11 protein-coding genes are annotated in these 15,326 nt (G+C 65.5%); 4 read left to right on the top strand and 7 right to left on the bottom strand.

Features of this window, described 5'->3' with window-relative positions; translation table 11 throughout:
• Nucleotides 1-3 precede the first annotated feature (3 nt).
• From N6L27_RS15940 to speA, 7 genes are all read right to left on the bottom strand, one after another.
• The gene (locus tag N6L27_RS15940) at nucleotides 4-1,716 is read right to left on the bottom strand and encodes an IucA/IucC family protein (RefSeq protein WP_271908288.1); all 1,713 of its coding nucleotides are present in this window, start codon (nucleotides 1,714-1,716) and stop codon (nucleotides 4-6) included.
• Nucleotides 1,703-3,463: an IucA/IucC family protein gene (locus tag N6L27_RS15935; protein ID WP_271908287.1), complete on the bottom strand. Its 1,761-nt coding sequence runs from the start codon at nucleotides 3,461-3,463 to the stop codon at nucleotides 1,703-1,705. The genes N6L27_RS15940 and N6L27_RS15935 overlap by 14 nt, the downstream gene beginning before the upstream one ends.
• A 295-nt stretch (nucleotides 3,464-3,758) precedes the next feature.
• Nucleotides 3,759-5,747: a TonB-dependent receptor plug domain-containing protein gene (locus N6L27_RS15930; protein ID WP_271908285.1), complete on the bottom strand. Its 1,989-nt coding sequence runs from the start codon at nucleotides 5,745-5,747 to the stop codon at nucleotides 3,759-3,761.
• Between the two features lie 192 nt (nucleotides 5,748-5,939).
• A complete protein-coding gene (speB, locus tag N6L27_RS15925; RefSeq protein ID WP_271908284.1) occupies nucleotides 5,940-6,800 on the bottom strand; it encodes an agmatinase in 861 nt (286 codons plus the stop codon).
• Entirely contained in the window at nucleotides 6,797-7,969 is a 1,173-nt protein-coding gene (gene nspC / locus N6L27_RS15920; RefSeq protein WP_271908283.1) for a carboxynorspermidine decarboxylase, read from the bottom strand. Before nspC ends, speB begins: the two co-directional genes overlap by 4 nt.
• Before the next feature lie 169 nt (nucleotides 7,970-8,138).
• On the bottom strand, nucleotides 8,139-9,350 hold the full coding sequence (locus tag N6L27_RS15915) for a saccharopine dehydrogenase family protein (protein WP_271908282.1): 1,212 nt from the start codon (nucleotides 9,348-9,350) through the stop codon (nucleotides 8,139-8,141).
• A gap of 76 nt (nucleotides 9,351-9,426) precedes the next feature.
• Entirely contained in the window at nucleotides 9,427-11,313 is a 1,887-nt protein-coding gene (gene speA, locus N6L27_RS15910; protein ID WP_271908281.1) for a biosynthetic arginine decarboxylase, read from the bottom strand.
• A gap of 367 nt (nucleotides 11,314-11,680) precedes the next feature.
• On the opposite strand from speA, the gene N6L27_RS15905 reads away from it, so the two are divergent.
• From N6L27_RS15905 to N6L27_RS15890, 4 genes are read left to right on the top strand one after another with little or no spacing between them, the layout of a single operon-like run.
• Nucleotides 11,681-12,604, top strand: a complete 924-nt coding sequence (locus N6L27_RS15905; protein WP_271908280.1) for a siderophore ABC transporter substrate-binding protein — start codon at nucleotides 11,681-11,683, stop codon at nucleotides 12,602-12,604.
• The gene (locus N6L27_RS15900) at nucleotides 12,597-13,583 is read left to right on the top strand and encodes an ABC transporter permease (RefSeq protein WP_442915786.1); all 987 of its coding nucleotides are present in this window, start codon (nucleotides 12,597-12,599) and stop codon (nucleotides 13,581-13,583) included. The genes N6L27_RS15905 and N6L27_RS15900 overlap by 8 nt, the downstream gene beginning before the upstream one ends.
• Nucleotides 13,576-14,520: an iron chelate uptake ABC transporter family permease subunit gene (locus N6L27_RS15895; protein WP_271908279.1), complete on the top strand. Its 945-nt coding sequence runs from the start codon at nucleotides 13,576-13,578 to the stop codon at nucleotides 14,518-14,520. Before N6L27_RS15900 ends, N6L27_RS15895 begins: the two co-directional genes overlap by 8 nt.
• Entirely contained in the window at nucleotides 14,517-15,275 is a 759-nt protein-coding gene (locus tag N6L27_RS15890; protein WP_271908278.1) for an iron ABC transporter ATP-binding protein, read from the top strand. The genes N6L27_RS15895 and N6L27_RS15890 overlap by 4 nt, the downstream gene beginning before the upstream one ends.
• The last annotated feature ends 51 nt before the right edge of the window (nucleotides 15,276-15,326 follow it).

The following is a 15,326-nucleotide window of genomic DNA, read 5'->3' as shown; positions in this document are numbered from 1 at the left end:
CGGTTATCCTTTTCCGGTGGCCAGGGCGTTGGCGATCAGGTGGCCGTGCTGCGGCTTGTCAGGGTCTAACTTGCGGGAAATCAGGCTTTCGGCGCGGATTTGCGGGGTGAAGGGGGCAAAGGCCGCCTGCCGGCCCTGCATTCCGTGCTCAGCCGCGTAGCGGTCCAGGCGGGTGCGGACGCGGCGCCAGAAGGTCGCCTCTGCCAGCCCGTAGTGGTGCTGCAGAAGGTCCGAGAGGTCGGCGAGGTTGAAGACAAACAGCGTGTCCATCACCAGCCAGCGCAGTTCTTCGGCGCTGGACATGCGGTGGAATTTGTCCGGTGGTGCGTGTTTGTAGGCCGGGTCGATCTGCGCGAGATCCGGGCAGAGGTCCGGGCGCGACAGCAGCTCCGGCACGTATTCCAGGCTTTCGTGGAAGTCGCGGGCGATAAGGCCGGTGGGCCAGCCGTCCTCGTGGTGCAGGATCAGGTTCTGGCCGTGCGCCTCCAGCCCGATGCCATGGGCTGCCATGAGGTGCCAGACTGGCAGCACTGCCACTTCGATCAGCCGGGCGAGCCAGGCGTCGAGGCCGTGGGTTTCGATCCAGGGGGCAATCAGGGGGCGGCCGTCGGGGTCGGTGAGGGCGAGGCCGTTCACGGGCATCATATGTTCCGCGGGCAGGCCAAGCGCCTGAGGGCTTTGCCGCCAGATCGCGGCCAGATGCCCGTCCAGCACGGTGCCGCGGCCGGCGGTGATGGCGGCGTATTCCGGCAGGATGGTCAGCGGGTAGCGGCTGGTGAACAGCGGGTCGCTGTCCAGGACCTGCGCCAGCCAGTTGGAGATCGCGGGCGCGACGGCGACCGACTCCGGCGCGAGGGTGCGCAGCGAGGAGGTGTTGCGCATCGCCATCGCGGTCTTCACATGGGCGCGGGCGGGGTCTGCGGCGTTCATCAGGGTGCGGATTGACTGGGTGGCGCGGCAGGGTGTGCCGATGGGGCCAATCTCTGCGAGCCGGCCCGCGTTGCGCCATTTGGTGAAAAGCGGGTCTGATTGCAGCTTGGCGTGCTGCCACGGATGCAGGGGCAGCAGGCGGAAGCTATCCAGAGGCGCGCCGTTCCGCTCTGCCAGCGCGGTGATGCGCTGCCATTCTTTCCGGCCCAGCTCGTGCTCCCAGAAATCCGGTGAAGGCAGCACTTGCTGCACCAGAGACTGGTGGAATAGCACGCCTGTCAGGCGGAAGGTCTGCCCGCCCTCCGGCCCGTAGGCGAGGTGGTCGGCGTCGGTGAAACCGCTGCGGGCCTTGTAGCAGGGGTGATAGGGGTGGCCCTCGTGCAGGGCGGTTTCCAGCGCGGAGATACCCAAACGGTGCCGCCGGGTTGCGGCGGGGATGTGCAGCGCGGTCAGATCGCTGAGGTGTTCGGTGTGCTGAAGGTCGGCGCGCAGGATGTCCAGCGCAGGCGAGGGGTCCGCAACTGCTGCCAGCACATCCGCGGTACTGGCGGGGCGCCATGTGAGGCCGTCGCGGATCTCGATGCTGCCTTCCTGCAGCCGGTAGCGGCCAAAGGCGCCGCGGCGGCCGCGGGCGCGGAATTGGGTCCGGCGGAAGGACCAGCTGAGGGTCTGGCCGCGATCCAGTTGCAACGCGGCGGCCCAGCCCTCGCACAGGAGCGCCTCGCACAGCTGGCGCAGGACACGGGGGGCGGATGTGGCGCGGCTCACGGTCTCATGCAGGGACATCGTTGCGCTCCTGCACGTGCTGCGGCTGTACCGCGGCGATGGGGTTCGGCATCTGCAGGAACAGCCCCTCTTGCGCTTGGGTTTCCAGCTCATCCACGTTGCGGGCGCGGGTCAGCAGGTTGGCCTTGGCGCTGAGCGCAGGGGCGGTCAGAAGGTAGCGGGCGAAGTCAGCGCCTGCGCCGCTGAGGCGGCTGGCGGCCGTAGTCAGGCGGCGGCGCAGTTGCAGCAGCAGATCAGGCTCCGGCGCCAGCCCGTCGCAGCCCAGGCGGCGGATCACTGCAAAGATCTGGTTGATCACCAGATAATAGGCCATCCGTTCATTGATGCGCGCGCGCGGATAGACCAGCGCGGGCTGCTGTGCCAGCGAGGGTTCAAGCGCGCTGAGGCGGGGCAGGGCGTCCTCAGCGATGAAATAGCCCTGGTTGTCGCGGTAAAAGCCGCGCGACGGCAGGCCGGTGCTGAGGTCCAGCAGGCTGTTCTGCTGATGTGCCTCCAGCGCGATGCCGTAGCGGTCATAGAGGTCCAGCACCGGGTCGAGCATGCAGGTGAGGTAGGCCTCGAACCAAAGGCGGGCGGTCTCAGCAGGTGCCTCGCCGCGCTCTGCTGCTGCCTGCTGGATCAGGCTGGCGAGGAGCGGGCCGCGGCCCGGCAGCGGATCGGCGGTGAGGGCGGCGAGGTTGTAGATGCCCTTGCCTGCTGCGCCCGTGAAGGGGTTGTCGCGGAAGATCACCTCAAACCCGCTTTCGCGGCGGCCCGGCAGGGTCAGGGTCAGATAGGCCGGGTCGTTCAGGATGCGGAAACGGGGGCCGACGGCGTCCAGATGTTTCAGCAGCCGCGCCATCAAGACGCCGGTTTCCAGCTCGTTTTGCTTGGTCACGCGCAGGGAGTTGGTGAGCCGAACCGGGACCGAGAATTTCAGCATCCAGGGGCAGTTTGCAGCGTAGAGCGTGCGCAGGGAGGAGGTGGCGGTGAAGGTGCAGCCGGCCTCGCCCAGATCGCGCAAGCGGCCTGTTGCCATCAGAGCCTGCACCTGCGGATCCAGCCGCAGCATCTGCGCCTGCAGCGGGTGGGCGGGGATCAGCACCTCATCAGGGCGCAGACGGAAGACGCCGCCGAGGCCGGGGATCTGGCGGAGCATGTCCGCGGGGGTCTGATTGGCGGAGCCTTCTGTGACAAGTGTTTTGTCGGCGGTAAAGTAGGTGAGGCGGAATTCACCCGCGTATTCAGGCGCATAGGCTGTTTGCTGCCAGTTGGTCAGCCCGTCGCGGCTTTTGGGTGTCGGGTGCAGCCAATGGCCAAACGTCAGCGCCTGCTCGGCGCTGAGGAAGCCGTCGGGTTCCGGTGTCCCTGCGTGGCGGACCAGGTTCTGCTCGATCCCGGCATTGCTGTTGAAGAGGCCGCGCAGGAACTCCGGCAGCTGGCCCGCATCGCGGCTGTTGAGCCGCGTGAAGCACTCCTGCGCGATCAGGGTGAGGACCTGAACCGGCGGCGCGGAGTGCCAGGTGCTGGAGCCATCAAACAGGATTTGCGCCGGGCCGAAGCGGTGGGGGCCGGTTGCGGAGAAATAGGTGATCCGCACCCGCAGCCGGGCGGGGATGTGGCTGAGCGGGATTTCCACTGCGCTGCGGTCGCCGGCAAGCACGGCGCTGCCGGGGGCCATTTCGCGCAGATAGGTGCTGAGAAGCGCCTGCAGGGAGGCGGTCTGCGCTGCTGTTGCGGCGCAGGGGATACTCTGCTGGAGGCTCATCACAGGCCTCCGGTCATGGGGCGGACAGGGTGCATGGGGTCTTCCCGTAGCCGTGCCGCGGCGCAGACAGGCCCCGGCAGTGCCGGGCCGTCGGGCCGGGTCAGTTTTTGACAGATACTAGCGGGAAGCTGGCTGCGGAGCGGCGCGGGCAAGAAGGCTGGGCGCCGGATGTGAAAAGGGTTTCACGCCCCGTATTTAGCCTGTGCGGCGGGGCGGGGAAAGGGATTTCTGACTATTTTACTGTGTTTTGCAGTGCCCGGCGGAGAACCGCCGGGCACTGCAAGCCCGCGGCGGCTTAGAACTTGAGCGTTGCAACGACCGAGATGTTGCGGCCCGGTTCGTTGAGGGTAGCAACTTCCGAGGAGATATACTCGGTGCCATAGGTGGCGCGGTCGGCGTATTGCTTGTCGAACACGTTGTCGATGGCGGTCCGGATGGTCAGATTGCCCAGCGACGGCGGGCTGTATTCGGCAAAGAGGTTCAGCACGCCATAGCCGGGCTGTTTCCGGGTGTAGCTTTCGTAGACGCCGTTGTCGTTTGAGAGCGCCGCCTCGACGCTGCCGCCGACCAGCAGGTTCATCGTTGCGATCTCCTGCTGCACCTCGAACGCCAGCACCTTGCCGACCGGGGTGCCGGAATCGACCAGGAAGAAGCTCTCTGCCGCCTCGCCGTTGAAGGAGACGTCGGCGTTGTTCATGGTGAAGCGGGCAAAGCCGCTGTTCCAGCCGTAGGTGGCGGCGATGTTGAAGCCTTCGCTCTCAAAGTCGTTTCCGGAGACAACGCCGCGGCGGGACACGCTGCGGACATTGTCGATATTGGTTTTGAACAGTTCGCCGCCCAGGGTCCAGTTGCCGCGCTGCCAGTCGGCGCCGACCACGATGTTTTCGGCGCGGGAAGAGCGGATGTCCGTGTAATCCCAGGTCCGGAAGAACAGGAAGTTGTCTTCAAGGTCATAGCCGCCGAACACGTTTGAATAGCCTGCCCGCAGCGACAGGGAGTCTGTCACGTCATAGACCACCGACAGGTTGCCGCTTGCGCCGGAGGCTTCGTCAGTGAAGGCGGTGCCGGACTGGGCGAAGTCCTGGCCGGTGAAGTCCTGCCAGTCATAGCGCAGACCGGCTGAGACGCTGAGCCGGTCGGTGGGTTCCAGCCGGGCCTGAGCGAAGATGCCGAGGTTTTTGCTTTCCTCGCCGGTCTTGCCGTTGGTCCAGGTTGCGTTCACCGAGCTTTCGCGGATCTGGTAGTCCACCCCGGCGGTGATCGTGTTGCTGTCCGACAGGTGGAAATCGTTCTGCAGCGTCAGCGAGTAGGTGTTCGAACTGGTGGAGGTGGAATCGCCCCACGGATCAGACGGGCGGTCGACATTGATTTCGGAGAAGCCGAGGGTGGCCGAGGGATCCCAGAGGCCGGATTCATTGCCGCTTTCATAGCGCAGCGAGGCGATGCGGCGTCTGGTGTTATAGGTGGCAAAGTCGGCGCCGCTGCTGGGGCCGAAGTTGGGCCGGATGTTGCGAAGCTCGTTGTCCTGCGCCTCCTGGAAGGACAGCTCGATCCGGTCGCCCTGGTCGCCTTCATAGGCAAACTTCAGCAGGCCCGCGGTCAGGTTGGCGGCGGAGCCGGAGATTTCGACGCCGCCGCCGTCCTCGTAGTTGCTGCCGGTGGCGCGTTTGGCGTAGCCGAGGATTTCGAAACCGCCGCTGCGGCCCGCCAGGGTCAGCGACCCCTGGGCGGTGTTGCCGTTGCTGGAATAGGACAGGCGGGACTGGCCGCCGAAGGTTGCGCCGTCTTCCAGAATATCCTCTGCGTCGATGGTTTCCATCACCACCCGGCCGGCCAGCGCGCGCGGGCCGGCGTCGGCGGGGGCAACACCGGGATCGACGCGCACCGATTTCATCAGGCCGGGGTCGAAGGCGTTGGCGCTGACGTGGTGGAAGGTGCGGTTGTTCTGGCTGATGCCATCCACCTGCACCGCGAGGTTCAGCATGTCGACGCCGTTGACGAAGATCTTTTGCGCAATCGGAATGCCGCCGCCGACGGAGACCGAGGCGATGCCCGCAAACAGATCCTTGAGGTCGCCCATTGCGGCGCGTTCGATTTCGGCGTCGGCCACATAGATCGAGGTGGCGCGGTCTGCGGCGTTGCCGATGGGGTCGCGCTGTTTGACCACGATCGGGTCGAGCGACAGGATATCGTCTTCCTCGGCCAGCGCGGCGGAGGCGGTGATGAGAGTGAGCGCGGTGCTGCAGAGCAGACCGGACAGGCGGATGCTGGAAGTTCGTGCCATGATTAACCCGTGTTCTTGGAGCTGTTAGCTTGGGTTAAATCCTGGCTTGCCTTTTCAAAGGCTTGGGCCTGATAGGGAGGGCTTGCGCCGGGCGCAAGGGGGTATTGTTGAGTAAATTAGTTTGTTATGGGCTGTTGCAGTTTTGCCGCGCAAGCGATGCGGCCGGAAACGTATGCCCCGGCCGCGGACACGTTACTTGGCCGCTGCGAAGGACATCAGCGCATAGGTGATCTGAGCGGTGGTGAATTCCGAGACCCGGCTGTCCTCAGTGGGGGCCAGCTCCACCACGTCGCAGCCGGCCAGATTGCGGCCCGCCAGCGCAGAGCGCACGATGTTGAGCGCCTGATAGTAGCCGAGGCCGCCGGGCACAGGTGTGCCGGTGGCAGGCAGGATCGCCGGGTCCAGACCGTCGACGTCAAAGGAGACATAGACGTCCTGCGGGAAATCTTCGGGCAGGGTGACGGAGTGGATGTTGCCGGTGACCAGCTCCTCTGCGTCGATGGAGATCACGTGGCAGGCGGCGCGGCGGTCGACCTCTTCCTGGCTCATGGCGCGGACGCCGTACTGGGCGATGCGGATCCCGTCTTCCTCTGCCAGCAGCTGCATCACCGAGGCGTGGGAGTGGCGTTCGTCCTGATAGGCCTTGCGCAGGTCGGCGTGGGCGTCGATCTGGACGATACCCACGGGGCGCCCCAGCGCGCGGGCCACGCCGCGCACCGCCCCGTAGCTGAGCGCGTGCTCGCCGCCCAGCGTCACCGGCACTGCGCCTGCGGCCACCGCGGCCTCGGCGCGGGCGGCGATGCGCTCCATCACCTGGGGCAGGGGACCGGTGCAGTCGACGGCTTCTTCGGTGACGATGCCTGCTGCGCAGGGTTCCGCGTCGCGGTAGAGGCGTTCCAGCTCGACGCTGGCTTCAAGAATGGCCTCAGGCCCGCCTTCGGTTCCGCCGCCATAAGACACGGTGCGCTCCAGCGGCACCGGGATCACCCGGAAGCGGGCGGTGGCGGGATCGCGTTCGGCGTCGCTCAGTTCGCCTTCGAGGAAGTAGGTCATGACAGGCGGTCCTTGAAATCGTCATAGGAGGGGGTGCGCAGGAGTTTCAGCGCGTCAGTCTCGGAGTTCCACAGCGCAATCGCGGGCAGGGGAACGCCGTTGAAGGTGTTGGTCTTGACCATCGAGTAATGCGACTGGTCCAGGAAGGCGATGCGGTCGCCGGGCTGGGGCGGCGCGGCAAAGCCGTAGTCACCGATCACGTCGCCCGCCAGGCAGGACGGCCCGCCCAGGCGGTGCGGCGGTACGTCCGAGACTTCGCCCAGCAGATCGGGACGGTAGGGAGCCTCGATCACATCGGGCATGTGGCAGGTGGCGGAGATATCGGTGATCGCCAGCGGCATGGCGTTTTCGGCAACGTCCAGGATCTCACCCACCAGAATGCCGGAGTGCAGCGCCACCGCCTCGCCCGGTTCGATGAAGACCTCGACATCGAAGGTTTCGCGGATGTGGCGGATCAGAGCGATCAGACCGTCGCGGTCATAGTCCGGCATGGTGATGTGGTGGCCGCCGCCGAGGTTGATCCATTTGAGCTGCTTGAGGTGGTTACCCATCTTCTCCTCCAGCGCGGCGAAAGTGCGCTGCAGCGGTTCGAACAGCTGTTCGCAGAGCGTGTGCATATGCAGGCCCTCGACGCCTTCCCAGTCCTGATCGCTCAGCTGCGACACCGGCGTGCCGAGACGCGAGCAGGGGGCGGTGGGGTCGTATTTCTCGTTCCAGCCTTCGGAATGCTCGGGGTTCACGCGCAGGCCGATGGAGATGGTTTCGCCCTTCGCGCGCGCCTCTGCAATCAGCGGCGCAAAGCGGCGGTGCTGGGCGGGGGAGTTGAAGATCAGGTGATCCGACAGGCGGATGATCTCCGGCAGGTCTTCGGCCTTGAAGCCGGCCGAATAAGTGGTGACCTCGCCGCCGAATTCCTCGCGCGCCAGCCGGGCCTCATAGAGGCCGGAGGCGCAGGTGCCGGACAGGTAGCGCCGCACAAGCGGGGCCACGGCAAACATCGAGAATGCCTTGAGCGCCAAGAGGACGTTGGCGCCGGAGGCATCCGCGACCTGTTTCAGGATCGTCAGGTTGCGCTCGACCGCGGCCTCATCCACCACGAAACAGGGGGAGGGCACACGGTGCAGGTCGAAGCGGGCAAAGCTTTCGGTGGAGAGCGCTTTGATGTCCATGGCGGGGTCTTTCGTTGCGGCGGGAACGGAAAGGGCCGGCTTCTGTTTGCTGACACACGCCCGGGGAGCGCAAAACCGGTGCCCACTTTTGCGCGGCGTGCTCTGTATGAAACCAGCCCGTTTGTCTGGCCGCGGGCAGTGGATGCCCGCAGCCGGTGTCTTGGAGCGCTTAGAACTCCGGGTGGCCTTCCAGTTCGACCACCTGCCAGGGCAGGCCGTCGGTGTTCAGCATGTCCATGAAGGCATCCGGGTCCAGCTGTTCGGTGTTCCACACGCCCGGCTCGCGCCAGGTGCCGTTCATCACCATCGCGGCGCCGATCATTGCCGGCACGCCGGTGGTGTAGGCCACCGCCTGGCTGCCGACCTCGGCATAGCATTCCTCATGGTCGCAGATGTTGTAGATGTAATAAGTCTTCTCTGCGCCGCCGTCCTTGGCCGGGCCGGTGATGATGTCGCCGATGCAGGTCTTGCCCTTGGTCAGCTCACCCAGTTCCGACGGATCCGGCAGCACGGTTTTCAGGAACTGCAGCGGGATGATTTCCTGGCCGTTGTGCATCACCGGCTCGATGCCGGTCATGCCGACGTTCTGCAGCACGGTGACATGGTTGATGTAGGCATCGCCGAAGGTCATCCAGAAACGGGCACGCTCGATTTCCGGGAAGTGGGTCGACAGCGACTCCAGCTCCTCGTGGTACATCAGGTACATGTTCTTCTTGCCCACGGCGGGGAAGTCGAACTCGTACTTGTGCGTCATTGCCGGGCTTTCGACCCAGGCGCCGTTTTCCCAGTGGCGGGCCGGAGCGGTGACTTCGCGGATGTTGATTTCCGGGTTGAAGTTGGTGGCGAACGGCTTGCCGTTGTCGCCGCCGTTGCAGTCCAGCACGTCGATCAGGCGGATGCCCTCCAGCTTGTGCTTGCGCACCCAGGTGGCCATGATCGAGGTGACGCCCGGATCGAAACCGGCGCCCAGGATCGCGGTCAGGCCCGCTTCCTTGAAACGCTCCTGATAGGCCCACTGCCATTTGTACTCGAACTTGGCCTCGTCCTCGGGCTCATAGTTGGCGGTGTCGAGATAGTGAATGCCGGCCTCGAGGCAGGCGTCCATCAGCACCAGATCCTGATAAGGCAGGGCGAGGTTCACCAGCAGCTCTGCGCCGGTTTCCTTGATCAGCGCCACGGTGTCGGCGACGTTCATCGCGTCCAGCTGCGCGGTGCGGATGGTGACGCCGGTGCGTTCCTTGACGTTGGCGGCGATCTCCTCGCATTTGGAGACCGTGCGGCTGGCCAGAGTGATCTCCTTAAAGATCTCCGGGTGCATGGCCATCTTGGTGACCGATACGGATCCGACGCCGCCGGCGCCAACAACCAGAACCTTTTCCATGTGTATTTTCCTTTGCAGATGGGGCCGGGGCCCAGGTGTTCCGATGTGCCCCTGGGTGGTCAGCCGGGGGGCGGCTTCAGTCGAAATAAGTGCTGCCCGCGAGGCTGTCCTTGTAGGCGGCAATCATCTGTCGGCGCTCCGCAGCGTTGACTTTGCCGGATTTCACGGCGCGTTCCACCCGCTTGCGGAAGGTTTCCAGGCACTGGCGCGGGTCGTATTCGACATAGGACAGCACTTCGGCAATGGTATCGGCTTCGGTCTCGTGCTCGATATCAAAGCCGCCCTGGCCGTCCAGAGAGATGGTGACCACGTTGGCATCGCCAAACAGGTTGTGCAAGTCGCCCAGCGTTTCCTGATAGGCACCGACAAAGAACACGCCGATCAGGTAGTGCTCATCCTCGCGCAGGTCGTGGACCGGCAGCGCGTTGGAGGTGCCGTCAGCGAGGATGAAGTGATCCAGCTTGCCGTCGCTGTCGCAGGTGATGTCGGTGATCATTGCGTTGCGCGACGGCATCTCGTTCAGGCGCTGCAGCGGCATCATCGGGTGCAGCTGGTCGATCGCCCAGACGTCCGGCAGCGACTGGAACAGCGAGAAGTTGCCCTGATAGTGGTCGGTGAAGGCGCCCAGGGCGCTGGCGGCCTCTGTCAGGCTTTCGTCGCCGCGGGCGGCGGCTTTGAACAGGCCGGCCAGATAGAGAAACGCCTGTTCGGCGCGCGACAGCTGCGCCAGCCCGATCTGGCCGCGGCGGAACAGCGCGCGCAGTTCATCGCGGTAATAAATCGCGTCGTTCAGCGCCTCCTGGAAGCGCGGTGCGCCGATGTAGGCCTCCACCGCCATAAGGTCGGAAACCAGATGGTGGTCGTCGGGCTGCACCTCCGGCTTTTGCGGCGCATCATAGAGCGTGGCGCCCAGCACCTCGAAGATGAAAATCGAGGAATGCGCGACCACGAAGCGGCCGCTTTCGGTGACGATGGCGGGGTGGGGCAGGCCCGCCTCATCCAGCGCATAGCGGATGGTTTCAACAATGTTGGTGCAGTATTCGTTGACGGTGTAGTTGACCGAGTTGTCGTCCGGACGGCGGGCGCCGGTGTAGTCGACGCCCAGGCCGCCGCCGAGGTCCATATGGGTCAGCGGCGCACCCATGCGGGTCAGTTCGACAAAGAAGCGGCAGGCCTCATCCGCGGCGCGGCGGATGTCGAAGATGTTGGGGACCTGGCTGCCGAGGTGGCTGTGCTGCAGTACCAGGCAATCAAGGAAACCGCTGTCGCGCAGGCGGTCCATCAGGGTCACAAGATCATGGGCGCCAAGCCCGAAGGTGGAACGGTCGCCGGAGCTTTCCTGCCACTTGCCGGTGACGCGCTCGGTCAGCTTGACCCGCACGCCCAGAAGCGGGCGGATATCCAGATCCTCCGCCACCCGGCGGATGATGTCGAACTCGTCCAGCGTCTCAATGACGATGACGGTATTGTGGCCCAGCTTGCGCGACAGGATCGCCAGCCGGATAAAGGCCTCGTCCTTGGATCCGTTGCAGATCAGCAGCGCGTCTTCGGGCAGGGGCTGCGACAGGGCAATCATCAGCTCCGGCTTGGAGCCGGCTTCCAGCCCGTAGTTGAATTTCTGGCCCGCAGCCATCAGATGGCCTATCACCTCGGCCTGCTGGTTCACCTTGATCGGGAACACGCCGCGGTACTGGCCCTTGTAGCCCGCAGCCTCAATCGCGCCGTTGAAGGCGTCGTGCAGCTGGTTCAGGGACTGTTCCAGAAACTGATGCACCCGCAGCACCACCGGGGCGGAAATGCCGCGCGCCTCAATCGCCGCGATAACCTCCGGCAGCGGGGTCGGCTTGGCGTCCGGGTCCTGCGGCAGGCGCAGCGCCACGGCACCGTCCGGGGTGACCTCCAGCATGCCGCTGCCCCAGGCGTCGAGGCCATAGAGGCCCTCATAGGTTGCGCCGCTGCTCATCGGTTTTGCGCCTGTGCCGGGTGTTTCGGGAAATCGGAGAGGGGGAGCCGGTGCGGCATCGCGGGGCCTTTCTGTCCAGAGTTCGAGGGGGCTGGGAGGTGCAAAGCTGAAGGTTCGGGTCGAAGCCTTATCAGGTGCAGGACCGTGCGGTGGCCGTCTCCTTACAATCGGTGCTCAGCTGCATCAAGAGGTTTTCTGCAGGCAGGGCGGTGATTTGCGCGCCTTCGCCGGGCGGGCGCATCCGCAGGCTGCCGCCGGGGCAGCGAAATGGCGCGTCTGGACTTTTGCCGCATGTGCCGGTAAGCCCCCCTTGATTTTCAGCAAGCCTTCCAAGCCAGCCGAATTCCAACTCATCAGAGGACAGGAAATGGCACATTGGAAGCTTTTGCAACTGGCCGCGCCGGTTTTTTTCGCCCTGACGGGTGCGGCATCGGCGCAGGAACTGGCAGTGGAAACTGCGCGCGGCAGGGTCGAGCTGCCTGAAACTCCTGAAAGAATCGTGGTTCTGGATGTGGCTGCGGCGGACACGCTGGGCGCGCTTGGGGTTCAGCCCGTGGGCCTGCCTGCCGAGATGTTCGTCAGCTATCTGGATGATCTGAAGGAGCATGCCGGCTCTGCCGGCACGCTGTTTGAGCCGGATTTCGAGGCGATTGCCATGCTGGCGCCGGACCTGATCGTGGCGGGCGGGCGGTCCTCCATGCAAGTGGAGCCGCTGGCGGAGATTGCACCGGCCATCGACATGACGATCTGGGGCATCGATCTGGCAGAGCAGGCGCTGGCGCGGCTGCGCAGCTATGGCCAGCTGACAGGGCGCGAAGACCGAGCGGCGGAGCTGGAGGCGGCATTCAATGTCAAGCTGGCAGAGGCCGGCGCGTCGGTGGCCGGGCGGGGCGACGCGCTGATCGTGATGACCAACGGGCCGCGGGTCTCGGCCTATGGCGCCGGGTCGCGGTTCGGCTGGCTGCATCAGGCGCTGGAGCTGCCGGAGGCGGTTCCGGATCTGGATGCGCAGACCCATGGCGAGGCCATTTCGTTTGAATTCATTGCTGCCGCAGATCCCGACTGGCTGATCGTGGTGGACCGGGCGGTAGCGCTGGGGCAGGGCAATCAGGCCGCCGAGGTGACGCTGGACAACGCGCTGGTGGCAGGCACCAAGGCCTGGGCCGCGGGGCAGGTGATCTATCTGAACGCCGCCAATATCTATGTGGCGGGCGGCGGCATCCAGTCGATGAGCGCCACTTTGGAGGAAATCAAAGCCGGGTTTTCGCAGGGCGGTAAAGCGGGTGGCTGATTTGGCCGCCCAAGCTTTGGCTGCGCCGCGCCGCTGGCTGCTGCTGGCGGCGGCGCTCTTGGTGCCGCTGGCACTGGTAAGCTTGCTGGTGGGGGCCGGGCCGCTGCCGCTGGGCACGCTGCTGAGCGATCCGCAGGCGCTGCAGGTGCTGGCGGTCAGCCGCATCCCCCGCACCGCTGCGGTGCTGTTGACCGGTGCGGCGATGGCGGTGGCGGGGGTGATCATGCAACTGCTGGTGCGCAACAAGTTTGTCGAGCCGGGCACCACCGGCACAAGCGAGGCAGCGATGCTTGGCCTTCTGGCGGTGACGCTGCTGGCTCCCGGCGCGCCCATTCTGGTCAAGATGCTGGCGGCCGCCGGGGCGGCGCTGGCGGGCACCGGCGTCTTCATGCTGCTGGCACGCCGCATCCCGCCGCATCAGGTGCTGCTGATCCCCCTGTCCGGGCTGGTCTACGGCGGGCTTCTGATGGCGGTGGCCACCTTCATCGCCATCGAGGGCGGGCTGCTGCAGTACCTTGGTGTGTGGATGAGCGGTGAGTTCTCCGGCATTCTGGCGGGCCGGTATGAGCTGCTTTGGCTGGCGGGCGGGCTGGCGCTTCTGGCCTATTTTGCCGCCGATCAGTTCACCATTGCCGGGCTGGGGCGCGATGTCAGCCTGAACCTGGGCCTGCGTTACGGGCAGGTGCTGGGGTTCGGGATTGTCACCGTGTCGCTGGTGTCGTCCCTGGTGATCGTGACCGTGGGGATGCTGCCGTTTATCGGCCTGGTGGTGCCCAATCTGGTATCGCGGCTGATGGGTGACAACCTGCGCGAAGGCTTGCCGGTTGTGGCCGCCGCCGGGGCCGGGCTTCTGCTGATCTGCGATATCCTGGGGCGCGTGTTGCGCTACCCCTATGAAATCCCTGCGGGCACCGTGTTCGGCATCTTCGGGGCTGCCGTTTTCCTGTACCTTCTGCTGGGGCGGCGGGCGGGTGGCTGACCGGCGGCTGATTGTTCTGGGCTGCTTACTGGCGGCAGCGGCGGCGCTGTTCCTGTTCTGGGGTTTGCGCGGCCCGACCGCCTATATTCTGGAGCTGCGGCTGGTCAAGCTGACGGCCCTGCTGGCAGTCGGCGCCTCAGCCGGGGTGGCAACAGTGCTGTTTCAGACCATCAGTCAGAACCGTATCCTGACGCCCTCGATCATGGGGTTTGATGCGCTGTTCCTGCTTTTGCAGACCGGGCTGGTGGTGGGGTTGGGGGCTGCGGGCGCCAGCCGGATCAGCGGCCTGCCGGGCTTTGCGCTGGAGACCGCGGTGATGCTGGGAGCGGCACTGCTGTTGTTCACCAGCCTGCTCAGCCGCACCCGGCACGATATCCAGCTGATGGTGCTGGCGGGCGTGGTGCTGGGGGTGATGTTCCGGACCCTCACAGCCTTTTTGCAGCGGCTGATGGAGCCCTCGGAATTCACCATGGTTGAGGCGCGGATGTTTGCCCAGTTCAGCGGCATCGACCGCTCGGCGCTGATAGCGGGGTTGGGGCTGATGGCGCTGGCGGCCCTGTGGCTGGTGCGTCATCACCGCGTGCTGGATGTGGCTGCGCTGGGACGCACCACGGCGCGCAGCCTTGGCGTGGCATATGACGGGCTGCAGCTGCGGGTTCTCTGCCTGATTGCGGCGCTGGTTTCGGTTGCGACGGCGCTGGTGGGGCCGCTGGCCTTCCTTGGCCTCTTGGTGACCAGCCTTGCCCACAGTCTGATGCAGAGCCACCGCCACGCGCTGCTTTTGCCTGCCGCCGCGCTGATCGGCGCGCTGATCCTGGTGGCGGGCCAGACCGTGTTCGAGCGGCTGCTGCATCTGCAATCCACCCTGGCCGTTGTCATCGAGTTCTGCGGCGGTCTGTTGTTCCTTGTCCTGCTGGTGAGAGGAAAAATCCGGTGATCCAAGTCTCAAACCTCGGCTATGGCGCTGCGGGAAATCCCATCCTGCAAAATGTGAGTGCTGAAATCCCGGCGGGCCGGGTGACGGTGCTGATCGGTCCCAATGGCGCGGGAAAGTCAACGCTGCTGAAGCTGATCGCGCGGCAGTTGACCGCGGGCAGCGGCAGCATCCGCATGGACGGGATGGATCTGGCGCAGACGGTCCCGGCAGATCTGGCCCGCAAGATGGCTGTGGTGGCGCAGCATCTGAGCGTTGCCAGCCGGGTCCGGGTGCGCGACCTGGTCGGCTTTGGCCGCTGGCCGCACAGTGCGGGGCGGCTGGGGCCTGCCGACAATGCGGCCATTGCCGGGGCGGTGGAACTGTTCGATCTGGGCGATCTGCAGCAAAGGTTTCTGGATGAGCTGTCAGGCGGGCAGCGGCAGCGGGCCTTTATCGCCATGGCCTATGCGCAGGACACCGACTGGCTGCTGCTGGATGAGCCGCTGAATAACCTCGATCTGCACCATGCCCGCAACCTGATGGCGCAGCTGCGGGAGCTGGCAGAGGCGCAGGGCAAGGGCGTCGTGATCGTGGTGCATGATCTGAACTATGCGGTCAGCTGGGCCGATCACGTGGTGGCGCTGCGGGACGGGCAGGTGGCCTTTCAGGGCCCGGTGACAGAGGCCGCGACTGCCGAGCGCCTGACTGCGCTGTACGGGACCCCGGTGGCAATCACTTGGCTGGAGGGCCAGGTGTTTGCGCAGTATCACCGGTAGAACTGTGCTTCCGGCATGTGTCTGGCCGTTGCCGTGATACCGCGGTCCAGG

It is taken from the genome of Leisingera sp. SS27, assembly GCF_028368855.1.
Classification (GTDB): Bacteria; Pseudomonadota; Alphaproteobacteria; order Rhodobacterales; family Rhodobacteraceae; genus Leisingera.
The sequence above is the reverse complement of the archived record's forward strand: the minus strand, read 5'-3'. Positions and strand labels throughout refer to the sequence as shown.